Raw genomic sequence first — 24639 nt, 5'->3', positions numbered from 1 at the left:
GAAGGAATGCGAGAGCCCTCTGCGAGCAGAGGATTTTCCTCCTGGTTTTCCGTTCTCTTTTTACTGCGGTCCGTTCAAAGCCCTGTGCTCCTTTTGCCAAACCATCTCGTCTTTCAGTGACCCGGCCGGCAGATGCATGGTCTGCTCTACGATCGTAATCACCTGTTCCATGGAAAGGAGCCGCTTCCTGGACTGCGCCAACAGTCCGAAAATCAGGACTCTGACGGTTTCTTCAGGATACGCAATGGTCAGATGCCCTTCCCTGACCCCCTGCCGGATCAGCCGTTCCAGCTGTGCCTGCAGAAGCTCATTGGCATCCTGGGCGATGGGGTTATGGGAAATGATTTCCAGCATACTGTCCAGATTCTCTTCCTCATCTCCCGAAAACTGGTCAATCATGTGCATATAAAGCGCAACGAATTCCGACGTTTTCTGATAAAAAGTAAGCTGCGTATCCGCCAGGATTTTCAGGGAGGCTTCCTTAAGCTCCGACATTACCAAATCCACAACCTCATTAACTATTTCATCCTTGGATTTAAAATAATAGTAAAAAAGTCCCTTGGCAACGCCTACCTTTTCCACAATCTGGCTGACCTGTGTGTTTTTGATTCCGTTTTTGTCAAACAGCTGCCGGGCCGCTTCTATCAGCTCCGCCCGGCGTATTTCCGGTTCCTTCGTTACCCGCATTCTGTCACCTGCCTTTTATTGGCTGTTCTGCCGCCTTTTTGTGTATTATAGCAACTGACTGACTTTTTGTAAATAGTAAGTCAGTTATTTATTTTTATTTTCATTAAACAGTCTCCCCAAAAGCTTTCTTTTTATATTTCGGAAAGAAATCCTTCATACTTTTTATAAGATTTTTTGATTTGCGTCACACTTAGGACACACTTTTCCTGTATCATAAATAACAGATAGAGAAACAATAACTCACAAGTTTTGTTAAACTATCTCCCCCCTCATAAGAATAAGAAGCCTCCACATTTTTTTGTGGGGGCTTCTTATTTGCTGTGTACTATGTTCATTTTAAAAACTGCCGGTAAGCCGGTTTAACCCTTTCCGTTTTCCTTCCATAAAAATTCCCTCTGCGCATACCGAAGCAGTTCATCCGGGGTGGGAATTTCCCCTTTTTTCGGCACCTTGTTCTGCCACGCTCCGGTAATTCCGTCATTTGGCGTATTTTTGTATGTATGCTCCAACGCTGCCTGCATTTCCTGTTTTACTTCCTGGACGCTTACCCCATACTCCTTTGCCACCTTCCGATAAATACTTTTTTTATTCATTTATTATTTTCTCCTGTCGGCAGACGTCTGTTATGTGCATCTGCTACTTCATTATAGACGATTCCAGCGTACGTTTCAACAATAACAGACGCTATAAATATTCGTAATTATAACAATTGTATATTATGATTATCACATGGAGGGAGGCGGATTTCATGGAAGAACAATTTATTCGGGATCGGATAACCGAGCTTCGGCTCCAAAAAGACGTTGCAGAGAGAAAAATGAGCATTGAACTCGGGCACAGTACAAGCTATATTCACAGCATTGCCTCCGGCCGGGCTCTGCCTTCCATGACAGAATTTCTTTACATATGCGATTATTTCAACATTACGCCCATGGAATTTTTTAACGATACGGAACATACTTCGGCCCAGCAGCAAAGGGCCATTCAGTATATCCGCCTGTTAAATGATTACGATACCAAGCTGATCGCAGATATGTTGGAAAGGCTGTACAGGCCAGAATAAAGTTTAAAAAAACAGACTGATAAAGCCTGGCCGGATTCCGGCCGGTTTATTCAGTCTGTTCTTATTTCCGCCGTCTCGGACAGCCGCCTGTTATGATTCCGAAACGGTATTGGCCTGCAGCTTGTGCTTCCGGTTCCCTTTTTTTACAAAGTCAAAGGAAAAAAGGATCATCAGCTCATGGGCCAGCAGCGGGAAGGCCGCCAGGATTCCAAGACGCAGCCATTCCCGCAGGGACAGATGCGCGGTTCCGAACGCCGCCGTCAGGAACGGTATTTCCGTCACGGCAAACTGCAGCAGGAATCCGATCACACAGGCCGCTATCATCAGCTTGTTGTTAAAGTGGTTCATCCGGAATATGGACTTTCGCATATCCCGCATTCCCACCGCATGGAACAGCTGCGACATGCCAAGAACCGTGAAGGCATAGGTCTGCGCCCGGTTCAGGATAGCTTCATGGGAAAGCACCGTGGCAAAATTATTGATGGTCAGCGGAATTTGTTTTTCAAGAATTACAGCATAGGGAATGGTAAAAAATGCCGTCAGGCTGATTCCCGCAATCAGCAGTCCGTAAAAACAGGTGCAGGCCAGGCCGCCGCCTGCGAAAAGGCTTTCCTTCGGATCCCGGGGCGGCCGGCGCATCAGGCTTTCCTCATCATTGTCGTCCACCCCCAGCGCCAGCGCCGGAAGGGAATCTGTAATCAGGTTAATCCACAGGATGTGGCTGGATTTCAAAGGGGATGCCAGGCCGCACAGCACCGCTAAGAACATGGTCATGATTTCGCCCAGATTGGAGGAAAGGAGGAATATCACAGATTTTTTGATGTTCTCATACACCCCTCTGCCCTCCACAATCGCCTTTTCTATCGTGGCAAAATTATCGTCCGTAAGGATGATGTCAGAGGCCTGCTTTGCCACATCGGTCCCTGTCATTCCCATGGCAATCCCGATATCCGCCGCCTTCAGGGAGGGAGCGTCGTTTACGCCGTCTCCGGTCATGGCCACGATATTTCCCTTTTCCTTAAAGCCCTTTACAATCCTCACCTTATGCTCCGGCGACACCCTGGCAAACACCCGCACCTGATCCAGCTTCTTCAGGAAACGTTCCTCCGGCAGATGCGATACCTCCTCCCCTGTCATGCACTGCTCCGGGCGGCTCACTATCCCCAGCTGCTTTCCTATGGCAAAGGCCGTATCCACATGATCCCCGGTTATCATCACCGTTGTGACGCCGGCATCCCGGAACCGTTCCACGGCATTCGCCGCTTCCGGACGGGCCGGATCCTTCATTCCCACCATCCCCACAAACGTAAGCTCCGCTTCCACCGGGCCGCTGCCGCCGGTGCGCATGGCTACGGCAAGGGTACGCAGCGCCTGGGAGGACATTTCCTCCACCGCTTTTTTTATCTGCCTCCTCTGCTGGTCCGATATGGGCACAGGCTTTCCGTACAGCAGGACGCCGGTGCATTTTTTCAGGATTTCATCCGGCGCGCCCTTCGTATAGGTAACCGTCTGGTTCCCCCGCTGATGGAAGGTGGACATCATCTTGCGTGTGGAGTCAAAGGCAAGCTCCCTGGTTCTCGGATATTCCTTTTCCAGCGCCTGCCGGTGCAGGCCGTAGCGCGCGGACAAATCCAGAAGCGCCAGCTCCGTGGGATCCCCGATTCGTTCCCCGCCTTCCAGCACGGCGTCGTTGCACAGGGTCATGCCCTTTAAAAATTCCCGGTATTCTTCCCGGGCCAGCTCCTTTTTCCCCACCATTTTCTGGTTGGTAAAGCAGGTTTCCACCGTCATTTTATTCTGGGTCAGCGTGCCTGTTTTATCCGAGCATACAACGCTGACCGCGCCCAGGGTTTCCACCGAGGGGAGTTTTCTGACTATAGTATGCACCTTCACCATTTTGGTAACGCTCAGGGCCAGGCAGATGGTGACCACCGCGGGAAGCCCCTCCGGCACCGCCGCAACCGCCAGGGATATGGCGGTGATGAGCATTTCAATCATATTTCGCTTCTGAATCAGCGCTATCAGGAACAGCGCCGCGCATAAAAGCAGGGAAAGCAGGCTCAAAATCTTTCCCAGTTCTCCAAGACGTTTCTGCAGGGGAGTGATATCCTCATGGCTTTCGTTGATGAGGGAGGCGATTTTCCCAATTTCCGTATCCATGCCTGTGGCGGTAACGATCCCCTCTCCTCTTCCATAAGTCACGATAGTGGACATGTAGGCCATGTTATACCGGTCTCCCAGGGGAATGTGCATCTCCTTCTGTACTTTTGCTTCCCGTTTGCCCGCAGCCGTCAGGCCGGAATCCGCTGCCGCCAGATCGGACATTTTCCCGGACTGTGAGCTGCGTCCGAAGGCGGCTGCACCCCTGGCGATGAAGGCGGCGTCCTTTTCAATAGGCAGGGACTCCCCGGTAAGCGCCGATTCCTCCACCTTCAGGCTGCTTGTTCTGGTCAGGCGCAGATCCGCGGGCACCTGGCAGCCTGCGTCAAGGCAGACAATATCGCCCACCACCAGCTGTGAAGCAGGAATCTCCCGCTCCTTCCCTTCCCTTATCACGTAGGCCCTGGGACTTGTCAGCTTTTTCAGGGAATCCAGGGCCTTCTGTGCCTTTCCCTCCTGAATCATCCCCACTATGGCATTCATGAATACCACAATGGCTATGATCACCGCATCGCTCACCTCATGAAGCAGGAGGGAAATGATGGCCGCTGCAAGCAGCACATAGATCAGCGGATCGTTAAGCTGCTCCAGGAAGGATTCAATCACAGTTTTCTTCCGCGGTTCCTTCAACTCATTTTTTCCATATTCCTGGTATCGCCTCGCCGCTTCCTTTTCCGTCAGTCCTTTGTCTATATCGCTGTCCAGCTGTATGCATGTTTCCTGAATGCTTTTTGACTCAAACACGTTCCCACTCCTTTATCTTGTCCTGATGCCTGTCTGAAGCGTCCGCGCATCCGGCCGGAGGGGTGCGGTGATTTTTCAGACAGGCTCTAATAAACCTTATGAAATACAGGACAGGAATATGTCTGCCGGGTAAAGGAAAAAATCAGCCGTCGGTGAGTTTGTAAGCATGGGATGGGTGTCTATGATCTTTTTATAGAGGAAACAGCCCCGTTCGTGGTCGTTTATGATGCCGCAGGCCTGCCTGCACTGTAATAAAAAGATACTTAATAATTTCTTATTAATGTTGACCGCATATATTATACGTAATATAATATATAAAATTAGTATATATACAATAAGATAATATATAAAGGGGAAGGAGGGGTCATATGATTTATCCTCTCAGCACGCCGCAGCTGGAATATCTGATTTTGTCTGTATTATGCAAAAGGGACAGCTATGGATATGAAATCAGCCAGCAGCTGAAAACTGTTACCAATACAAAGGATTCCACGCTGTATCCGATTCTGAAGCGGCTGCAGGGAAACGGTCTGGTGGTAACCTATGATCAGCAGTATCAGGGGCGCAACCGGAGATATTACCAGATTACGCCGGAGGGCCGGGGTGTCTGTCAGTATCTTGAAAATGAGTGGCGCCTTTATGTGAATGCTATATATGAAATTGCCCATGGAGGTGAAAAACAGTGAACAGAACCGAATACATGAATGCCCTGGAAAAGCGGCTCCGCATTCTGCCCGGCGACAGTTACCGGGAGGCCATGGCATATTTTCAGGAATATTTTGATGAAGCGGGGCCGGAGCGGGAACAGCAGGCCATAGAGGATCTGGGGAGCCCGGAAAACGCTGCCGAACAGATTATCACCAATATGGCAATTGATAAGACTTCCGTACCGCATAAAGGAATCAGGAAAAATATGAACGCGCTGTGGATTGGAATTCTTGCCATCTGCGCGGTGCCGGTGGCGCTGCCGTTCGCCCTGCTGCTTCTGGCGCTTGTGCTGCTGTGCCTGTTGTGCATACTTCTCATACTGGCTGCATTTGTTTTACTCGCACTGTGTGTGGCAGTCCTTGGCCCGGTGATCTTTGCCGCAGGCTTTACAGTGCTCCTATCCGCGCCCGCAGCTGCAATGACCTGCTTTGGCATGGGCCTTTTCTTTACGGGCTTTGGGCTGATAGCTGTATATGGCATAGTTCTGGCATGTAAATGGACAATTATCGGAATGGCCCGGCTCTTTGGCCGTATCCTGAAAAAGAAGGGGGAACGAAATGAGCAAGCGTAAAACATTCTTTATAGTGTGTGGGATCCTGTGCGGGGTGGGGATGCTTCTGGCCCTGACGGGACGCCTTCTGGGAGGCGCTGTGACCGGCGTGGGCTATGAACCGGGAAACGGGCTTGTGGTCTATTCCCCTCTGGTAAGCAACCAGCCCAACGGTCCCTCCGTGCAGACGGATAAAATCGATCAGCTGGAGCCATTCACACGGATAGATATACGGATGGATTATGCTGATATTACCATTGAAGAATCGGATCATTTTTCTCTGGAATATGAACTGACCGCATGGGAGAAGCCTGTTATCAGCGTGAAAAACGGCTGCCTGACCATAAGCCAGCCTCCGCATAACTACGGTAATAACCGTTTTTTCCTTTTCGGTAGCAGTTTTTCCGGCACTGTATACAACAGCTGGAACAGCTCAAGAGAATATCTCACAGTATATATTCCGGAAAATACGCAGCTTGACACAGTGTATGTGTCCACCTCCTCCGGAAAAACGGAGCTGTCCGGGCTGAAAACGGGCCAGCTTACAATAGATGATGATTACGGCGACGCGCGTCTTACGGATATCACCTGTACCAGCGCGGATTTCAGCCTAAGCTCCGGGAAGTTTACCGCGGATAACCTGAAGGCGGAAAGTCTGAAGCTTTCCGATGACTATGGCGACTGTATTCTGAAAAACTCGGAAATCTCAGGTAATACCACGCTCTTCTTAAGCAGCGGAACGCTGAAAATGCAGCAGTCCTCCACCGGGGTGCTCACTGTGGACAGTGATTACGGCAATGTGGATTTGAACGGTATCACCTCTGAAAATGCCAGACTCACTCTGAGCAGCGGGGACATGAATGCAGAAGGCTTCCTTTTCAAAAATCTGGATATTAAATCGGATTATGGCAGTGTGGAGCTTGTAACGCAGCTTACGGATTCTTTCGGTTATGATTTAAAGACAGATTACGGGGATATCAGGATAAATAAACATGACCTGGGCGATACCTATTATACCTTTGACAAAGAATTTGACAACTGGGTGCGAATCAAATGCAGCTCCGGGGATATCAGGATTACTACACAGAAAGATTGACGGTAAGGAAAAAAGACGTCTGAATGCTGCCGCTATGCGGAAGTACTCAGACGTCTTTTTATTTTGGAAATGTAACAGTCCAGGCCGGATATCTTCTTTCATGGCTCTGCCGTTCTGAGCTGTTACCTATAACCTGTAAATTATGCAGGTCAGTTCAGCACGCTGTCGTCCCCTTCGGGAAGGATGAATGCCAGAATGATGCCAACAACCGCTGCCAGCGCCAGGCCGGAAATGGTAACCGCGCCGTATACGGGAATGCTGTCGCAGCCGATTCCCAGAACCAGGATGATAGCGGCCACCAGCAGGTTGCGGCTGTTGCCGAAGTTCAGCCTGGAATTAATCAGGATACGCACGCCCACTGCGGAAATCATACCGTAAAGCACGATACTGATGCCGCCGGTAACGGGTGACGGGATGCTTGTGATAAATCCGCCGAATTTTCCGAAGATACCCAGAATCATGGCAAACACAGCCGCGATACGGATAACGGAAGGGTCGTATACCTTGGTTACGGCCAGAACACCCGTATTTTCTCCATAGGTTGTATTGGCAGGGCCGCCCAGAAGGCCTGCCAGCGCAGTTGCAAGGCCGTCGCCCAGAATCGTTCTGTGAACGCCCGGATCCACCATGAAGTTCTTGCCTACCACGGCGCCGTTGGTGGTGATGTCGCCCACATGCTCAATCATCGTAACCAGTGCAATCGGGGCAATGGCGAGGATGGCGTCCAGCTTGAACTGAGGTATGCACAGCAGCTGTGCCACAATGTCCTTATCCATAAAGGAAAGGAAGTGAGCCTCTCTCACTGCGGTAAAATCGCAGAAGCCAAGCGGCAGGCAGACAAGGTAGCCTGCGATAATGGCAAACAGAATCGGCATCAGGTTGAAAATCCCTTTTGCAAAAATGGATACACAGATGACCACAGTCAGAATCACCACCGTAACCAGCACGGATTTCAGGCTGAATTCTCCGTTGTAATAAAAAGCGCTGTTGATGGCGGTGCCGCTCAGACGCAGGCCGATAACAATGATAATCGGTCCGGTCACGATAGGAGGCAGCAGCTTGTTCACCTTTTCATAGCCGAAAATCTTGATCAGGCCGGCAAACAGCACATATACCAGGCCGGCAATGATAAGCGCGCCCTTGACCGAGGCCAGCTTCTCCATAAAATCCGGATCCCCCATACGGGAGTCCCCGATAATTGCCATGATTCCTGCCATAAAGGCAAAACTGGAGCCCAGGAATACGGGCACCTTTTTCTTCGTTACCCAGTGGAACAGCAGCGTGCCGAGTCCGGCACAAAACAGTGTGATTGACGTATTCAGCCCTGTCAATGCCGGAACCAGCACCGTGGCGCCGAACATGGCAAGGGTATGCTGAATGCCGAGAATCAGCTTTTGCTTCTTGGTTCTTTCACCCATTTTTTTAATCCTCCTCATAAGTATAGTATTAAACAGGTTATTTAAAAGCCTTTCGGCTTTTTGACAAATTCAGATGACAGACGACGGCTAGAAACAGATCTCCGTCTGCGCCGGTACGGTTTTGGCAAGCATTTTCCCGCCCCGGAAGGAATAGAGCACCTCACTTTTTTTGTTCAGGGCATCGTAAAAATTATCCGCGTTCAGGATGATGAAATCCGCGGGATTCTTTTCCCGGATGCCGTAGTTTTCTCCCAGATGCAGGGTTCTGGCCGCGTTATAGGTGATGAGCTTATAGGAATCGCAGATATCCTGATATCCCATCATCTGGCATACATGCAGGCCCATGAATACGGTATCCCGCATATTTCCGGTTCCCAGCGGATACCAGGGGTCGAAAATATCGTCATGGCCGAAGGAAACGTTCAGCCCGGCCTCCAGCAGCTCCTTCACCCTCGTTACACCGCGTCGTTTGGGATAGGTATCTGTGCGGCCCTGCAGATGCGTATTCACCAGCGGATTGGCCACAAAGTTGATACGGCTCATTTTCAACAGCCTCATCAGGCGGTTCACATAGGCATTATTATAAGAATGCATGGCAGTGGTATGGCTGGCCGTCACCTTATCGAACATTTCCATTTCATAGGCCCTTGCCGCCAGCGTCTCCAGCCCCCTGGACGCTTCGTCGTCGATTTCATCGCAGTGCACATCCACCAGCCTGTCATAGCGGTATGCAAGATCCATGGCAAAATTCAGGGATTCCACACTGTATTCCCTTGTAAACTCAAAATGGGGAATGGCTCCCACACAGTCGGCTCCCATCTTCACAGCATTTTCCATCAGCGCTTTACCGTTGGGATAGCTTAAAATTCCCTCCTGGGGAAAGGCAACAATCTGGACGGTAACCTCATTTTTCAGCTCTTCCCTCAGCTCCAGCATGGCTTCCATGGCCACCAGTTTGGGATCCGTCACATCCACATGGGTGCGGACGAACTGCACGCCGTTTGCAGCCTGCATGCGGATGGCCCTTCCGGCCCGCTCCTTCACATCCTGCTTCGTCAGCTTTTCCTTCCGTTTGCTCCAGCATTCAATGCCTTCAAATAAGGTGCCGGACATATTCCAGACCGGATCTCCTGCCGTCAGGCAGGTGTCCAGATGCACATGGGACTCAATAAAGGGCGGAAGAATCATTTTGCCGGTTCCGTCAATGACCTCTTCTCCCGGCAGCGCCTGGAGGGACGGCGCAATTTCCCCGAACACGCCATCGTTTATTCTGATATCCGTTGTTTCCGCACTGTTTTCCAGATGAATATTCTTAATCAGCATTTACTTTCTTCCTTTCCTGCCTGCGATACCTTCACTGTTATCTTTTCCTGCTGGCAATGCCTTCACAGTTATTTTTTCCTGCCGGCCGCAAAACCCACAAGATAGCAGACCACCGCCACGGCCATTCCGTTGATAGATGCAATTCCCACTGGGACTACATTCGCCACAACAGCTCCCAGGATTACGCCGGCAATGGCAAACCAGTTCACCTCCAGCGTATTTTCCTTATCCTGGTCATAATCCTCCTTATGGCAGAAATAACCCAGAATCAGGATGGCGCCCACAGGCGGCAGGGTGCAGTTAAGGATGTTCAGCCAGCCCGTAAAGTTATTGTAAAGCCAAATGGCGGCCACGGTTCCCAGTGCGCCGGAAATGAGCACCAGCGGGCTTTTCTTGATTTTCGTGATATTGGAAAGCCCCAGTCCCGCGGAATAAAGCGCATTGTCATTGGTGGTCCAGATGTTCAGGCCAAGGACAATGATGGCGAAAACGGTGAGATTCAGGGCAATCATTACCTCAAAAATATCGTTGCCTCCCACATAGACGCCGCTGAACGCACCGAAGCAGAACATCAGGCTGTTTCCCAGGAAAAAGGCAATCGCAGTGGTCCAGACAGCCGCTTTCGGCGTCTTTGCAAATCTGGCAAAATTCGGGGTTGCCGTACCGCCGCTGACAAAGGAACCGATAACCATTCCCGCACCGGTGATGACGCCAAGCCCCTGGCTTTCCGCAAATTTTTCAGCAAGGGAGGCATCTCCCTGGCGGACCGCCATTATCATGGCCGTAATTCCCAGCATGGCAATCAGGGGAACGGAAATATAGCTTACTATCGTCATGGCCCGGATGCCGAAGAAGGCCGATCCGGTCATGCAGATACCCGCAAGGGCCACCAGCAGCGGCACCACCCACGGCTTGTCCGGCGCAATCAGTTTGGCAACCGGAATGGCAAACATGGCCACGCCTACGCCGAACCAGCCTATCTGTGTGAAGCTGATGAGGGCGGAAGGCAGATAAGAGCCTTTTTTACCAAAAGAATGCTGGGCCAGCAAATCCATGGATAATCCGGTTTTACAGCCAACATAGGCCAGTAGTGCCGTATAAATACCAAGAATTGCGCCGCCCAGCAATAATGCTTCGACGAAACCTTTCAAATCAAGTCCGATTCCCAGCTCCTGTCCGGTCCACATACTGGCTGAGAAAAAAGTGAACCCCAACATGATCATGAACATTGTCACGATATTCCGGCGGGCATGTCTGGGAACGGGCATCAGCGAATAATCCGCATCCACTTTTACTTTCTGTTCTTTCGTGCTCAAAATCTTGTCTCCTCTCCTGTTGTTTTCCTCCAAAATACTCTTCCTAAGATACTACCATATCCGGAGGGCGTGCACAACGGTAAATTTTGATGAAAGAGGAGTTAATTTTCTGTGAAAAAAGAAGCCCCTTCCCGGGCGCGGCATCTTTGATGCAAAAAACGGGAAACAGCCGGAAAAAACCGCCCTGAGGACGGTTCTTTCCAATTATCGGCAAACTGCGATATGCTGTTTATTCATTCTTCTTTTTTCTTAAGAGGATTGGGGGAATTTACTGTAAGAATCCGCGCGATCCTTGCCGTCTTATTCGTCCAGTTATGTTTTTTGGAGGAATTAAAATGAATGCTGTCGCCAGGGTACATGATATATTTCCGGTCTTCCAGATACAGGGTAATTGTGCCTTCCAGGACAAAAAGGAATTCCTCCCCTTTATGAGAATACATCTCCAGAACTTCCTCCTCCCCTGCCGGCGGAAGAAGCGTATAAAGACGCGGAAGCAAAGCATAATCCGTATGGGGCTGCTTTAAAATATACTGATACATCTGAGCGCTCGCCTGGCTCGGGATCAGCTCCATACCATGCATAACCGGATCCTCCGGTTCTTCTGTCGGAACCTTATCCTCGGTCTCCACAAATAATTCCGACAGCGGTACGCCAAGAACATTCGCTATCGTCTCCAACGAATCAATGGCAATGGAGGATATCCCTCTCTCAAATTGAGACAAAAAACCCACAGACAATCCGCAGGCTTCACTCAGCTGCTTGATTGTCATTTCCTTTCCGATGCGTAATATCTTGACTTTTGCCCCAATTGCTGTACTCGTACTCATTCTTATTCTCCATTCATTTTATCCTTCTCCGCTGTCTTCCATAATATCCGCTATTGATTTTTATTTTATAGAAAATAAAAAATGCTGTCAACATTTACCACTCTTTTGTCTGCTGCCTTTGTAAGACCGTCTCACCGGATTCATCATCTGACTGCCAGCCTATCTGATAATCTCCTGATCGTCAATAATGGCCACGACGGCAGCATCCACCGGTATCTCCTGTCCTCCCGCCGCAGCCCTTGCGGAGCTGCCGTTTACATACAGTACCTTTTCTCCGATCCCGGCGCCTATAATATCGGAGGCGACGACCGGGAATTCAATTTCAGTATCATCTGCCGGATTAAAGGGCTGAACAATCAGCAGCTTCATCCCGGAAAGCCGTTCTTCCTTTCTGGTCGCCCAGATATTTCCGATGACTTTTCCCGTTTTCATAGATCACCTTCTTCTCTGTATATGACAATTCCTTTTTTATCTGCATATTCTTTTGCCAGATCTGTAATAATTGCCTTCTTTCCCACTGCTGCCCTGCGGATCCCGGAATTACCGATTTCTTTGACATCCTTTTCCAGAATCACATGTTTGTCCAGCTTTGCCTCCATTTCCTCTTCCGTCTTTCCGTCCGGTTTCCTTTTCCATTCAAGATATCCCTGCCGGATCAGCCTTTCTATGACGGTAATGCAGATATCTTCAATCCGCAGCTTCCGGTTTTCTATCTTCCTCACCCTCCTTCTTCCCAAATAAAAGAATCTGTCCCAGGGTAAAGCCGGAAGCTGCCGCCGCATTGGCTTCATCAAAGTCTATATGCATCCTCCAGCCGGACTGTTCTCCCACTCTTACAATTACATCCTCAAAAACAACAGGCCTTTCTGTTATCATCCTTACTCTGACCCGGTCACCGTCCCTCAGTCCCAGCTTTCCTGCAATATGCTTCGGTGCATGAATGTGCCTGTGTGCTGTGATCACTCCCCCGGCAAGCTGTATCTGTCCGGCAGCTCCTGCAATTACAATACTTCCGCTTTGTTCCAGACGGCCTGATTCCCGGATTGGTATTCCTTTCAGCCCCAGCGTCGCACAGTCGCTTTTTGACAGTTCCACCTGATCATAGGTACGCAGTGGGCCAAGGACCGCCACATGCTCCAGCATCCCTTTGGACCCGTAAAGGGTTACCCTCTCCTTTGCCAGGAATTGTCCCGGCTGAGATAAATATCTATCCGGATGCAGCTGTGCATCCTTTCCAAAGAGAAGTTCCATCCGCTGTTTCGTCAGATGCACATGTCTGGCAGATACCTCCACCTCTATCAGGCCCGCCGCAAGCATTTTCTGAACGATCGTTTCCACAAGCTGCTCCATATTTTCCTTCTCCCTCCCTCTGCCTGCCGCCCGATTGTTCCTGGTTTAAATCTTCCTCTGATACATTCCTGTCTGATATCTGCACATCATGATATGAAAGGCGCTGGACATCCGGTTCAGACCTTCCAAAATATCCGGGCGGCTGCATCCCTCCCTGGTACAGAATGCCTCCGCCGCAGCGCTTTCCGTTTCGCGAACCACTGTTCGCAGATGATTCAGCATGGCATAACCTTTACCAAATTTCCAGGAGGGCAGCTGCATCGGCGCAATCCCATAATTCTTCTGCGGATCATGGGATTGTTCCCTTAACTGCTGCGACGTAAGTCCGAGAATGGATTCGAACCGGAAGTCTTCTTCAAGCACTTCACATCGCATCATCTGCCTGAGAACACCCAGAATTTCCTCCAGATCCTCCAGCAGCTTTTCATCCACTCCCTCTTCCTGCAGCACTACCTGATACAGGACAATAAGGGCCTGCAGGCTGTCCAGGCTTCCCCGGAAACGGATAACCGGATGTGACTTTCCCACCAGAATATCGTCCCTTAAGGAAGTCATTTCTTCCGGTTTTTCCCTGGCCTTCCTGCTGCTTTTTTCTTCCTTTCGCTGATCCTTTGGGATAATCCGTATGCTTTTTTGCTGCAGGTATTCTCTTGCCGCGGGAGTCAGGAGCGTCCCTTCGGGAATACAGTAAAATGCAGGACAGTCCCTTCCCAGCTCCTTACGCAGCTTTTCTTCGGTTATCACCTTCATCCTGCCGTCTCCTTAGCATTAAGCTTTTCCGTTTCCTGCCACCTGATTTGGAAGAATGAATTCCACTTCTTCATGAGGGCGGGGAATGACATGAACGCTTACCAGCTCGCCCACTCGTTCCGCAGCTGCCGCTCCCGCATCCACCGCTGATTTCACCGCGCCCACATCTCCGCGTACCATGACGGTAACCAGGCCGCTGCCGATCCGTTCTTTTCCTATTAATGTTACATTCGCAGCTTTTACCATCGCATCCGCCGCTTCAATCGCTGCCACCAGCCCCTTTGTTTCCACCATTCCCAGTGCCTGTAAAGATGCCATACTTTCCTCTCTTTCTGCCGCCTTGCTTGCGGCCTGCCATAAATGGACTCTTCTTATATTATTGTTTTATGTATTACATACTTCTGAGACGTTTGATAATTTGTTCCACTATCTCTTCAATCTCCATCTGCTGCATACAGCCGTCTTCTGGAGCATTTCCCTGTACTTTAATTTTCTCCTCAGACGCTCCCGGCATCTCTGCCCTGATATCCGACAGTTCCCGCAGTCCCTCTGCCACATACCGTACATTCATAAGATGAAACGGGCCCACATTTTCCGAGGTGGCGGACCCTCCTACCGCACCGCAGCCCAAGGTCAGAGCCGGCATCAGTCCGGTAGTACCTCCGATGCCTCCCAGAGCTCCCGGCGTATTTACCACAACCCGGGAAACCGGCACCCTTTTTGCAAAGTAATCCACCATATCCCGATCCTTGGTATGAATGCTGAAGGTATGGCCTGCGCCTTCATAATGCAGGATCTGGCAGCAGATATCACATACCTGCCTGTAATCCTTTCCCACATAAAAAGCCAGGATAGGAGCCAGTTTTTCATTGGAATAAGGGTGTTCACGGCCCACACCGTCCTCTTGCGCCACCAGGACCCTGGTCCCTCCGGGAATCGTAATGCCGGAAAGCCTGGCAATCTCCTCCGCGCTGCGTCCCACTATCATGGGATTCATTGTGCCGTTGGCGCGCAGGATAAAGCCTCCCAGCTTTCTGCGCTGTTCCGGCGTCAGGAAATAAGCCCCCTGGCGCTCCATTTCCTTTTGTATTTCCTCCTTCTGGTCCTCCTCACAGATAACAGACTGCTCCGATGCACAGATTGTCCCATTATCGAAGGTCTTGGAATCCATAATCCGCTTTACGGCAAGAGGGATATCCGCAGTGCGTTCAATATATGCAGGCCCATTTCCCGGTCCCACGCCGATAGCCGGCGTTCCGGAGGAATAGGCCGCCCGGACCATAGCTGTACCGCCTGTGGCCAGGATGAGGGAAATATCCGGATGCTTCAGCAGATTGTCCGTAGCCTGGACGGTGGGAATGGTAATGCAGCTTACCAGATCCTCGTTTCCGCCGGCCTCCGCAATGGCCTGCCGGATTACCTTCACGGTTTCCAGAATACAGTTCCTCGCGTTGGGATGAGGGGAAAACACAATGGCATTCCCCGATTTTACCGCTATTTCCGATTTGTAAAGTGCTGTTGACGTGGGATTGGTAGAAGGTATCAGCCCTGCAATCACTCCCACCGGCACCGCAATTTTCCTCAGTTTTTTTTCCGGATTATATTCCAGTTCCCCAATTGTCTTCATATCCCGGATATGTTCATACACGCCTCTGCTGGCGAATACATTCTTTACCGCCTTATCGTCACAGATTCCAAAGCAGGTCTCTTCACACGCCATTTTCGCAAGCCTGCGGGCATTTCTTACCCCTGCCTCCGCGATGGAGCTGACAATTTCATCCACCTCCCGCTGATTTTTCAAAGCCAGCTCCTTCTGTGCGTTCTTGGCCTTCTCCACCAGCGTTCTTACCTCCTGCACAGACAGAAGGTCCTTATCATATAGCTGCACCCCGTCACTTCCTTTCTAAATATCCCTTGGCCCCGACGCCGTCAGTTCCACGGCCCTGGCAAAGGCATCGCATGCCGCCCGGCAGGATTCCTGGCTGCCGGTAAGCAGGCCGCCGGCAAAATTAGTCTCCGTCGGCGGTCCGTAAAAGACACAAAGCTTCACCTGCGCCGCCTTCATGGCTGCGTCCAGTCCGTAAACCGCCTCTAAAGGAGGCGCTATCAGATATGCCAGACTCTCCCCCTCCCGGATTCCCGCCTGTTTGGCCAGAAAGCTCCCGGTCCTGGATATGCACTGCGCATAATAGATGACGGAATCTTCCTCATTCGCCGAATGGAAAAATGCACTGTTTTGGATATATTCCTCACACGCCTCCAGACCGCTGCGCACCTGTTCAGGATCCGGTCCTGCCAGTATGCCTATGAACTCCCCTGCAAATCGGGTGGTCGCATTCTTGCTCCCGGCATAAAGGCTCCTGGCATACACCACTTTTACATCGGCTTTTTTCGTCGCCTCGTCCAGAGCGGTATAAGCAACGTCATCACTGCTACAGGTAAGCAGCCCCAATGAATGCCTGCCGCTTCCCAGCTCCAGGCTTCCCGCCAGCTCCGGATGGACATCAGGTATTATCTTTGCTGCCAGGATTTCCGCTTTTATGAGATCTCCAATCATTTTTCTTCCCCGCTACAGTGCCAGCTGTGTACCGCTTTTTTCAGTTTCCAATATCTTTTTTATAACATCTGCGATATGCGCGCCCGCTTCCGCCGGAACCGTCCCCCTTCCATGGATGTTGGAAACCACAGTTCTTCTGGATTCCGGGATTCCCACATAGCCCTGAAATACAAGATACGCGGACATGGATTCCGCGGTCAGAAGCCCCGGCCGTTCACCAATCAGCACACAGGTAACCCTGGCTCCTGTCAGCTCTGAAATCTGATCCATGACTCCCACTCTGCCATACTTGACAAAAAAGGGGGTTCCCATTTCAATTCCATAGCCCTCAAGTCCCTGTGCCATGCTTGGGAGCACTTCCTTCACATTCGCATTTACCGCAGCGCTGCTGAGCCCATCGGCTACAAAAAGCTGTACCTGCGGCTTCTGCCTGCACCGTTCCTTTATCAGCCGCAGCCCCTCTTCATTCAGCTTCCGGCCCAGATCCGGTCTTGTCAGAAATATATCCTTGCTTTCACATTGAGTCTGCACCTGGAATAATCCCAGTTCCTCAAGAACCTTCGGATCCACATCGGAAAAAACCGCATCCTGCGCCGCTGAATGGGCCGCCTGAAACTGCAGCATGGGCAGGGTTTTGCACCTTGCTCCCGCTTTTCCTATCCCCAGGCGGCAGGGCGCATTCCTCTTCAAATCAGCAAAGGCCTCTCGGTTCACCGGATTTTCCACCAGATATTGTTCTCTCACATCATACGCCGTCATATCAGGACAATCCGTTTCCCCACAGTCATCTTCCTTCCTATTCTCACCGCCGTCTTCTTTGGCCGGCAGATCCGTATATGGTAACTGCGTTGGATCCCGTTCCTTTTCCCGTTCTTCCAAAAGGAGCCCGGCCGTTCCTTCCTGACGGACACTCCTGCCCTCCAGCACGCTTTCAATTAATTCCTTCAGCAATGCTTCACTTATATTTTCCATATCCGCTCCCTTCCGTACCGCCCGTCTTGTTGTCTCATACAAGAAAAACGGAACCGTCCCCAGCCAGATCCGTCAGCTTTCCATCTTCGGAGAAGCCCATTTTTTCCAGCCATCTGTCGAACTCCCTGACCGGACGCAGATTGAAAATTTCCCGCAAAGCCGCCATATCATGGTAGGCAGCGCTCTGATACATCAGCATACAGTCATCTCCCTGAGGTACTCCTATGATATAATTGCATTTTGCCGCAGCCAGCAGTACGGACAGATTCTCTATGTCATTTTGATCTGCCTTCATATGATTGGTATAGCAGGCGTCGCATCCCATGGGGATTCCCGAAAGCTTTCCCATAAAATGATCCTCCAGCCCGGCGCGGATTACCTGTTTGGAATCATAAAGATATTCCGGGCCGATAAAACCAACCACGGTATTCAAAAGAAAGGGACGGTAATGCCGTGCAAAACCATAGCATCTGGCTTCCATGGTCACCTGATCCCAGCCATTGTGGGAATCCGATGACAGCTCCGAGCCCTGCCCGGTTTCCAGATAAAGGACATTCGGCCCGGTTCCGGTTCCGCGTTCAAGCATCAAATCATTGGCATCCTGCAGCATTTTTGCCGTCAGCCCAAAGGCTTCATTTCCTTTCTGGGATCCTGCGATTGACTGAAAAATCAAATCTGCCGGGGCTTTCCTTTTTTCTACGGCTTCCATCTGCGTTGTTATATGCGCCAGCACACACGTCTGTGTGGGCACCTCCCAGCGGTTTTTAAACTCATCAAAGCTTTTCAGGATCCGTTCCACGCTTCCTCCGGTCCCATCCACAGGATTCAGGCCGATTACCGCATCACCGCAGCCATAGCTGAGCCCTTCCATTACGGATGCCATGATGCCGGCCGGATTGTCCGTGGTGTGGTTTGGCTGCAGCCGCGAGGAAAAAGTGCCGGGCAGGCCGATCGTGGTATTGCAGTGGGAGGTCACCTGGATTTTGGATGCTGCGTAAATCAAATCCAGATTTCCCATCAGCTTACAGACCGCGGCTATCATTTCGCTGGTCAGGCCCCTGGATATCTTCCGTATCATTTCATTTGTTGTATGGATATCCAGCAGCCATTCCCTCAATTCACCCACCGTCCAGGAACGGATGCTGTTATAAATGGTTTCGTTTATATCATCCTGAATAATTCTGGTAACCTCATCCTCTTCATAGGGAACGGCAGGATTTTCACGCAGGTCGGATAATGTCAGCCCGGCAAGCACAGCCTTTGCCGCCACCCGCTCCTCGTTGCAGGAAGCGGCAATGCCAGCCAGCGCATCGCCTGACTTTTCTTCATTTGCCTTTGCCATGACTTCCCGCAGGCTTTGGAATTCATATACCTTTCCGAATAATTTCGTCTTTAAAACCATGTCTCACCTCGATTCCCGCGCATTCAGAATGAGCGTTTTCACAACTACGGGAACTACCGCGCCGCCTGCCAGCGGCTCCCCGATATCCACATAATCCCCGCTTTCCGCATGGATGCTGTCCACACACAGCACCCCGCAGTTATTATGGATGCGGGCCTTTAACGCATTCCCCAGGGCCTTTCCGATATCCTCCTCCACAATGGCAATCACCGGACCTCCTCTGCGGATGATATCCTTTGCTCCCTGTACAAGCCCTTCGGCCAACAGCTGTATCTGCGAAAAGCTGCGGCTGTTTTTCCCGGACAGGGCAATTGCCAGAGTTCCTGTGTCCAAACCGTAAAGCTTCACCCCTGAACGGATTGCAGACGCAAGCGTTTCAGGATTCCCCTCCTCCGCTTCACGAAGACGGAGCACCGGTATATTTTTCAAAGGCAGCAGATCGCTCTGGCAGCAGATGGTGCTGCCGCTGATGGCGGTCGTATGCATTCCCGCGCCCACAACAGTGGCGCGGATCGTTTCCGAAGGCCGGTAAACGGACAGAGAACCGAGGGCTGGCTGTTCCCGGATCGCTTCCGCAAGCAGAATTCCCATATCACCATAACGGAAGGGGTCTTTTTCTTCCCCGTAGATGCAGGCGCCTACGCCTCCGGAGTATGTGACGGCTTCCACCACCGGCTTCCGGGGCAGCAATTTTCCGTTATTGGTATACAGCTTTTCATGCAGCGGAGACTGTTCTTCCTTATACAGCGCCTGCGCAAGCTGGGAGGCAAGGATGGCACACAGCCTTTTGAGTTCCTGTATATCCGCCCGTTCCCCCTCTCTTATATTTATCCGGTAATGCTCCAGAAGCTTCAGCAGTCTGGGCGAAATGCTCTCAATCCGGCTGTCCTTTATCCGAATCAGGCGTCCCCCGATGTCCAGGCATGCGCAGCCTGCGAATTCCCCTTTTTCAAATACTGCAATATTGCTGGTTCCGCCGCCGATATCCAGATTTGCGGTAACCTTTCCCGTCCTCCGGGAAAGCATATCCGCGCCGGCTCCCTTCCCGGACAAAACCGATTCCAGGTCCGGCCCCGCCGTGGATACGACAAACTCTCCTGCCATATCACTGACCGCGCGCAGAACCTCCTCTGCATTTTCCATCCGGGCGGTTTCCCCGGTAATGATCACCGCCCCGGTTTTCACATCCTCCGGCCGGATTTGGGCCTGCACATATTCCTTTTTCAGGATTTCCTTCAGCCGCCCGGCATCAATTCTGTCTTCTGTCCGCAGAGGCGTAAAATAAATGGGGCTTCTGTAAGCAATCTCTTTCTCCACGATTTCAATCCGGGGTATCCTGCTGCCGGCGGACCGGTTCTCCATGGTCAACCGGCTGAATACCAGCTGCGTCGTCGAAGTTCCGATATCAATACCTACGCTGCATATGGTTTCTTTCAAAGCATTCCCCCCTGCCCGCCGAAGTCCTCTAGCCAGGAACGCAGCTCTTCAAAACCGGTTCCCAGAAAACTGCTTGTCACAAAAATATGCTCCGCGCCGGCCTGGCGTAAAAAGCCTGCCGCATTCTCCAGCATCTTTCTGTCCGCCTTATCGCTTTTGGTAATAATGCCGATACAGGGCTTTGCAAAGTTACTGGCATAACCGGGAGGGAACATGGTTCCGCCCTCCCCGGCGTCCTGGACAAAAATTATCAAATCAGCGTCAACGGCCGTTACGTTCAGCGCTCCTCTCATTCGGACACGTTCCAGATATTCCCCCGGCGTATCTATCATGCTGTCGTTGATAAGCTGCACAGTCTGTGTTTTATGATATTTGAGTTCCTCATGATACAGGAACTGACACAGCGTGGTCTTTCCCGCCATGGAACGGCCGATTAGGATAGCCCTTTTTTTCTGTTTCATATGTATTCCCTGTTCTCTGTCCTGAATACGCAAAACAATATCAGGATCTTGTTATGTTGGCAGCCGTAAACCCCATCGTTTCACAAAGTACCTGGATCACATCATGCAGCGCCGCTTCCACGCCGGCCACATCGCCTGTAATAATCAACGATCCGTTGAAACGATCCACGAATCCGATTTTCACATCCGCCGCTTTGCTTGCCACATCCGCCGCTATAATCGCCCCTTCACTGGGCGTAATTGTAAAAATCCCAATGGCGCCCTCTGCGTCTATCAGCCCCATTTTAGGATACAAATCCTGTACCGGATGGGGAATTACATGGGCTAAAGTCACCTGTTTCCCGGGGACAAATTCCTGGATAATTCTTGTTTTTCCTTGAAATGCCGCGCCTGCCCCTTCTGTTTCATAATCATTCATACCGATCCCCTTCCTTTCGACTGCCCCGCCCGTCATAGGCTTTCCGGAAAAGTTCAATTACCTCTTCCTGCGTACAGCGTTCGGGATTTGTCCCGGTGCTGGGATCCTGAAGCGCTGCCGCCGCCATTTCCTTCAACGCCGCCTCAAAGCATTTTCTTTCTATACCGGCCCCCTGAATGCTTTCCGGAAGCCCCAACCTTCTGACCAGCTGCTTAATGTAACGGATCAGACGCCAGACGCTCTCTTCTTTACTGAAACCATCCATTCCGTAGAGCGCCGCTATCCTGGCGTATTTTTCCGTTGTTTGATTTATCCGTTTTTCCCGTGCCTTCGAGCCAAAAGCATTAAAGGCCAGGACCCATGGAAGCAGCATCGCATTTGCCGTTCCATGGGGAATATGAAAATGCTGGCCCAGGGTATGCGCCATGCCATGGTTCAGCCCCAGCCCGGCATTGCTGAATGCCATCCCGGCCAGGCAGGACGCATTGTGCATCCGTTCCCTGGCATACAGATCCAGGGGGCTGCGATAAACCTCCGGAAGGTATTCTTTTACCAGAAGAAGGGCTTTCTCTGCCGCCGCGTCTGTGAAATCATTGGCGCCTGCTGCCACATAGGCTTCCAACGCATGAGTCATGACATCCATTCCCGTTGCCGCCGTTACTCCGGGCGGCGCAGAGCATACCAGCCCGGCATCCAGCACCGCCGCGTCCGGAAGAAGCTCCTGCGTTACAAGCGGATACTTCACCGCCTTTTCCCTGTTGCTGATAATCGCAAAGCAGCTTACCTCGGAACCGGTACCACTGGTGGTGGGAACCGCAATGAAACGGCATCTTCCACCTCCCTGTCCCGCGGCAAAATACCGGATCCCTTTGGCTGCGTCGAGAGCGGAACCGCCTCCGAAAGCCACAATGCAGTCCGGCCGGAATTCAAGAAGGCGGCAGACACCCCGGCTGATCGTTTCCGTATCCGGATCAGGTTTTACCTCTGAAAAAACCTGCCAGGCTTTTCCTTCCTTTTCCAGTATTTCCGTGATATATGCACTTTTTTTGCTTTGTTCCAGAAAGCTGTCCGTCACCAGGAAAATTCTCTGCGAATCTCCCATGGCCTCCTTCAGCCCTTCTTTCCCGGAAAAAATGCGGGTTCCCAGATAAAATGCCTGCATTATACACCTCCTCGTCTTACAGTTATCCCGCCACTCCGGCCATACTGCCGCTCAGGCAGTGCCGTGCATTTGCCACACGGCACCGGAACCTCCCAAACAACGGTTACAAAACCTTCGCCCCGCCGAATGCGGCTTTCCCGAACGAACGCCGTTACCGGACAGAATCATAGCTGTCCTTTAGCATCTGAATGATATCCGCTTTGGTAATCTCATATTTTTCAAAAGCAATTCCTGTATTGTCTACGGTTACGTCCGCAATGGTCTGGAAATCCGCTTCCGTAATTCCCTCCTCCGCCATGGAATACAATTCCCTGACGCCGGTTACGTCCATCAACTGCTTTAATGCGGTCACGAATCCCTGTCCGGGATCCTTACCGTCCCTGAGTACACCACAGACCTCTCCCAGTTCATCCAACAGGGCCGGACGCAGCTGTTTTACCTTTTTATAATAGCTCTCCGCAATCATCAGAAGGCTTTCCCCATGCACTACGGCAGGGAACTGTCCCCCTATGGTCTGGGCAATGATATGGTGTGAGGTGGTGCTGCACAGCGCCTGGGTATAGCCTGCCAGGATATCTGCCGCATAACACATGCAGGTGCGCGCTTCCAGATTGTTTCCGTCCTTCGCCACCAGAGGCAGATTATGAGCCACCATCTTAATCCCGTCCACCGCGTACAAATCCACCAGATGATTCTGATGTTCGTTGGTAATATAACATTCCGCCAGATGGAAAAGCGCGTCAAAGCCCTGATATAAGGTCAGCTTATGAGGAAGAGAGCACATCAGCTCAGGATCGATGATCGACAGTGCAGGGAATATCTGATCCAGGGCAAAATCCAGCTTTTCCTTCGTTTCCTCATTGGTGATAACGCAATAAGGATCCGTCTCTGTACCGGTCCCGCAGGTTGTGGAAATCGTCACTATGGGCGCCGCACAGGATACCGGCTGGTTTTTTCCGGTCCCGGTCTGGGCATAATCCCATAAAACCCCGGGATTTTTCATCATAATGGCAGTTGCCTTTGCAGTATCCACACTACTTCCGCCTCCCAGGCCGATGACAAAATCACAATTCTCTTTCCCGGCCAGCGCGGCCGCAGCCATAACGCCCGACTGCGTCGGATTCGGCTGGACTCTGTCAAAAATCACATATTCCGTTCCGTTTTCTTTCAGCAGATCTATCACACGTTTCTGTATTCCCAGCTTTTCCATCAGGCCGTCCTGTGTAACACAGATCAACGCTTTCTTGCCCGGAAGGCTTACGCTGCCAAGCTCTTTGAGGCGTCCCGCTCCGAAAATCACCCTGGCAGGGGTATAGGCATCAATTGTAAACATGGCTTTTTCCTCCTATTCAATCTCGTCCGCATGCATTGCTTCCACAACATATGCTTTCTGTTCCTCTGAAAGTTCCACACGGGGCCTTCTGCAGTATCCGCAGTCCAGCCCTTTTCTGGACAGCAGATATTTCAAAGTCTGGGGGACCCTGGGGAAGGTTTCCAGCACATCCAGCGCAGGCAGAATCTTCCGGTAAATTTTCCTGCCCTTTTCCAGATCTTTTTCTTCATATACTGCCTGGAATAACGCCACACAGTCCTTGGGCGCCACATTGGCCAGCATGGATATCCAGCCGCAGGCTCCTGCGGCAAAGCTTTCAAATGCAATATTATCCGCACCGCAGAATACGGAAACAGCCTCCGGCGCATCGTCCACCACCTGAGTAACCTTATGGATATCCCCGCTGGACTCCTTTACCACCGCCGTATACGGAAGCGCAAACAGCTCCCGGAAGGTTTCCCGTTCAATGGAGATGCCGCAGCTGCCCGGATTGTTGTAAATCATAATCGGGAATTCCGTCTTTTCCATAATATAGCGATAATTCTCTACCAGTTCCTCCTGTGTGGGATGGCAGTACGGCGGCGCCAGCACCATCGCTGCATGGCCGCCGCTCTCCTTTACCTGGAGAATCAGCTCAATCACATCATCCGCCCGTTCTCTGGTCACTCCCACGATTACGCTTGTCCTGCCGCAGATATAAGGAACGATTTCCCTTACATATGCCTTATGTTCCTCCAAGGTTACGCTCTGGTATTCCCCGGTAGCCCCCAGGATGCAGATTCCGTGAACGCCGCTTTCTATCAGATAATCCAGATGCTTTTTAGCAGCCTCAAAATCAAAGCTTCCGTCTTTATGAAAAGGGGTTACCGCTACAGCATAAACGCCTTTAAACTCTTTGTTCATTA

At 51.2% G+C, this 24639-nt stretch carries 26 protein-coding genes; 4 read left to right on the top strand and 22 right to left on the bottom strand.

Annotation, left to right across the window (positions count from 1 at the left end; translation table 11 throughout):
- Window positions 1-60 precede the first annotated feature (60 nt).
- Together HMPREF1548_RS19745 and HMPREF1548_RS19740 are read right to left on the bottom strand one after the other, a co-directional pair.
- Window positions 61-687: a TetR/AcrR family transcriptional regulator gene (locus tag HMPREF1548_RS19745; protein WP_021638265.1), complete on the bottom strand. Its 627-nt coding sequence runs from the start codon at window positions 685-687 to the stop codon at window positions 61-63.
- Between the two features lie 359 nt (window positions 688-1046).
- Window positions 1047-1280 (bottom strand): sporulation initiation factor Spo0A C-terminal domain-containing protein, encoded by a 234-nt coding sequence (locus HMPREF1548_RS19740; protein WP_021638264.1) that lies wholly within the window; start codon window positions 1278-1280, stop codon window positions 1047-1049.
- Between the two features lie 155 nt (window positions 1281-1435).
- Between HMPREF1548_RS19740 and HMPREF1548_RS19735 the strand changes: the two genes are divergently transcribed.
- On the top strand, window positions 1436-1750 hold the full coding sequence (locus tag HMPREF1548_RS19735) for a helix-turn-helix domain-containing protein (RefSeq protein ID WP_025488839.1): 315 nt from the start codon (window positions 1436-1438) through the stop codon (window positions 1748-1750).
- A 90-nt stretch (window positions 1751-1840) separates the two neighbouring features.
- Here HMPREF1548_RS19735 and HMPREF1548_RS19730 read toward each other — a convergent pair whose 3' ends face one another.
- Window positions 1841-4654: a cation-translocating P-type ATPase gene (locus tag HMPREF1548_RS19730; RefSeq protein ID WP_021638262.1), complete on the bottom strand. Its 2814-nt coding sequence runs from the start codon at window positions 4652-4654 to the stop codon at window positions 1841-1843.
- A 368-nt stretch (window positions 4655-5022) separates the two neighbouring features.
- On the opposite strand from HMPREF1548_RS19730, the gene HMPREF1548_RS19725 reads away from it, so the two are divergent.
- Genes HMPREF1548_RS19725 through HMPREF1548_RS19715 form a run of 3 tightly spaced genes read left to right on the top strand, consistent with a single transcriptional unit; the run spans window position 5023 to window position 7008 of the window.
- Window positions 5023-5340, top strand: a complete 318-nt coding sequence (locus tag HMPREF1548_RS19725) for a PadR family transcriptional regulator (protein ID WP_021638261.1) — start codon at window positions 5023-5025, stop codon at window positions 5338-5340.
- Window positions 5337-5933 carry a DUF1700 domain-containing protein gene (locus HMPREF1548_RS19720; protein ID WP_035323006.1) on the top strand — a complete coding sequence of 199 codons (597 nt, stop codon included), beginning with the start codon at window positions 5337-5339 and terminating at the stop codon, window positions 5931-5933. Before HMPREF1548_RS19725 ends, HMPREF1548_RS19720 begins: the two co-directional genes overlap by 4 nt.
- On the top strand, window positions 5920-7008 hold the full coding sequence (locus HMPREF1548_RS19715; RefSeq protein WP_021638259.1) for a DUF4097 family beta strand repeat-containing protein: 1089 nt from the start codon (window positions 5920-5922) through the stop codon (window positions 7006-7008). The genes HMPREF1548_RS19720 and HMPREF1548_RS19715 overlap by 14 nt, the downstream gene beginning before the upstream one ends.
- Window positions 7009-7157: 149 nt before the next feature.
- On the opposite strand, the gene HMPREF1548_RS19710 is transcribed toward HMPREF1548_RS19715, so the two are convergent.
- The 19 genes from HMPREF1548_RS19710 to HMPREF1548_RS19620 form a co-directional block, all read right to left on the bottom strand.
- The gene (locus tag HMPREF1548_RS19710; RefSeq protein ID WP_025488835.1) at window positions 7158-8426 is read right to left on the bottom strand and encodes a uracil-xanthine permease family protein; all 1269 of its coding nucleotides are present in this window, start codon (window positions 8424-8426) and stop codon (window positions 7158-7160) included.
- An 87-nt stretch (window positions 8427-8513) separates the two neighbouring features.
- Entirely contained in the window at window positions 8514-9749 is a 1236-nt protein-coding gene (gene codA / locus HMPREF1548_RS19705) for a cytosine deaminase (protein WP_021638257.1), read from the bottom strand.
- A gap of 68 nt (window positions 9750-9817) precedes the next feature.
- Window positions 9818-11065 (bottom strand): cytosine permease, encoded by a 1248-nt coding sequence (gene codB, locus HMPREF1548_RS19700; RefSeq protein ID WP_025488833.1) that lies wholly within the window; start codon window positions 11063-11065, stop codon window positions 9818-9820.
- A gap of 233 nt (window positions 11066-11298) precedes the next feature.
- Complete coding sequence (locus tag HMPREF1548_RS19695; protein ID WP_021638254.1) at window positions 11299-11892, bottom strand: helix-turn-helix domain-containing protein; 594 nt, start codon at window positions 11890-11892, stop codon at window positions 11299-11301.
- Between the two features lie 159 nt (window positions 11893-12051).
- Window positions 12052-12324: a EutN/CcmL family microcompartment protein gene (locus HMPREF1548_RS19690; protein ID WP_021638253.1), complete on the bottom strand. Its 273-nt coding sequence runs from the start codon at window positions 12322-12324 to the stop codon at window positions 12052-12054.
- Window positions 12321-12614, bottom strand: a complete 294-nt coding sequence (locus HMPREF1548_RS19685; protein WP_021638252.1) for a hypothetical protein — start codon at window positions 12612-12614, stop codon at window positions 12321-12323. The genes HMPREF1548_RS19690 and HMPREF1548_RS19685 overlap by 4 nt, the downstream gene beginning before the upstream one ends.
- On the bottom strand, window positions 12580-13242 hold the full coding sequence (gene pduL, locus HMPREF1548_RS19680; protein WP_021638251.1) for a phosphate propanoyltransferase: 663 nt from the start codon (window positions 13240-13242) through the stop codon (window positions 12580-12582). The genes HMPREF1548_RS19685 and pduL overlap by 35 nt, the downstream gene beginning before the upstream one ends.
- 45 nt (window positions 13243-13287) lie before the next feature.
- Window positions 13288-13992 (bottom strand): ATP--cob(I)alamin adenosyltransferase, encoded by a 705-nt coding sequence (locus tag HMPREF1548_RS19675; RefSeq protein WP_021638250.1) that lies wholly within the window; start codon window positions 13990-13992, stop codon window positions 13288-13290.
- An 18-nt stretch (window positions 13993-14010) separates the two neighbouring features.
- Entirely contained in the window at window positions 14011-14310 is a 300-nt protein-coding gene (locus HMPREF1548_RS19670) for a BMC domain-containing protein (protein WP_021638249.1), read from the bottom strand.
- Between the two features lie 73 nt (window positions 14311-14383).
- The gene (locus HMPREF1548_RS19665; protein ID WP_021638248.1) at window positions 14384-15880 is read right to left on the bottom strand and encodes an acetaldehyde dehydrogenase (acetylating); all 1497 of its coding nucleotides are present in this window, start codon (window positions 15878-15880) and stop codon (window positions 14384-14386) included.
- A gap of 15 nt (window positions 15881-15895) precedes the next feature.
- Window positions 15896-16549, bottom strand: a complete 654-nt coding sequence (gene eutL / locus HMPREF1548_RS19660) for an ethanolamine utilization microcompartment protein EutL (protein WP_021638247.1) — start codon at window positions 16547-16549, stop codon at window positions 15896-15898.
- Between the two features lie 12 nt (window positions 16550-16561).
- On the bottom strand, window positions 16562-17521 hold the full coding sequence (gene eutC / locus HMPREF1548_RS19655) for an ethanolamine ammonia-lyase subunit EutC (protein ID WP_021638246.1): 960 nt from the start codon (window positions 17519-17521) through the stop codon (window positions 16562-16564).
- A 34-nt stretch (window positions 17522-17555) separates the two neighbouring features.
- Window positions 17556-18923 (bottom strand): ethanolamine ammonia-lyase subunit EutB, encoded by a 1368-nt coding sequence (locus HMPREF1548_RS19650; protein ID WP_021638245.1) that lies wholly within the window; start codon window positions 18921-18923, stop codon window positions 17556-17558.
- Between the two features lie 3 nt (window positions 18924-18926).
- Complete coding sequence (locus tag HMPREF1548_RS19645; protein WP_035323005.1) at window positions 18927-20360, bottom strand: ethanolamine ammonia-lyase reactivating factor EutA; 1434 nt, start codon at window positions 20358-20360, stop codon at window positions 18927-18929.
- Window positions 20357-20821: a EutP/PduV family microcompartment system protein gene (locus tag HMPREF1548_RS19640; protein WP_021638243.1), complete on the bottom strand. Its 465-nt coding sequence runs from the start codon at window positions 20819-20821 to the stop codon at window positions 20357-20359. Before HMPREF1548_RS19640 ends, HMPREF1548_RS19645 begins: the two co-directional genes overlap by 4 nt.
- Window positions 20822-20861: 40 nt before the next feature.
- Window positions 20862-21239 carry an ethanolamine utilization microcompartment protein EutS gene (gene eutS / locus HMPREF1548_RS19635; protein WP_021638242.1) on the bottom strand — a complete coding sequence of 126 codons (378 nt, stop codon included), beginning with the start codon at window positions 21237-21239 and terminating at the stop codon, window positions 20862-20864.
- Window positions 21232-22401, bottom strand: a complete 1170-nt coding sequence (locus tag HMPREF1548_RS19630) for a 1-propanol dehydrogenase PduQ (protein WP_021638241.1) — start codon at window positions 22399-22401, stop codon at window positions 21232-21234. Before HMPREF1548_RS19630 ends, eutS begins: the two co-directional genes overlap by 8 nt.
- A 151-nt stretch (window positions 22402-22552) precedes the next feature.
- The gene (locus HMPREF1548_RS19625) at window positions 22553-23734 is read right to left on the bottom strand and encodes an iron-containing alcohol dehydrogenase (protein ID WP_021638240.1); all 1182 of its coding nucleotides are present in this window, start codon (window positions 23732-23734) and stop codon (window positions 22553-22555) included.
- Window positions 23735-23746: 12 nt separating this feature from the next.
- A complete protein-coding gene (locus HMPREF1548_RS19620; RefSeq protein ID WP_025488823.1) occupies window positions 23747-24637 on the bottom strand; it encodes a dihydrodipicolinate synthase family protein in 891 nt (296 codons plus the stop codon).
- Window positions 24638-24639 lie beyond the last annotated feature (2 nt).

Origin of the sequence: Clostridium sp. KLE 1755 (assembly GCF_000466465.2) — a bacterium.
GTDB lineage: Bacteria > Bacillota > Clostridia > Lachnospirales > Lachnospiraceae > Eisenbergiella > Eisenbergiella porci.
This window is presented reverse-complemented; position numbering and strand designations above follow the sequence as displayed.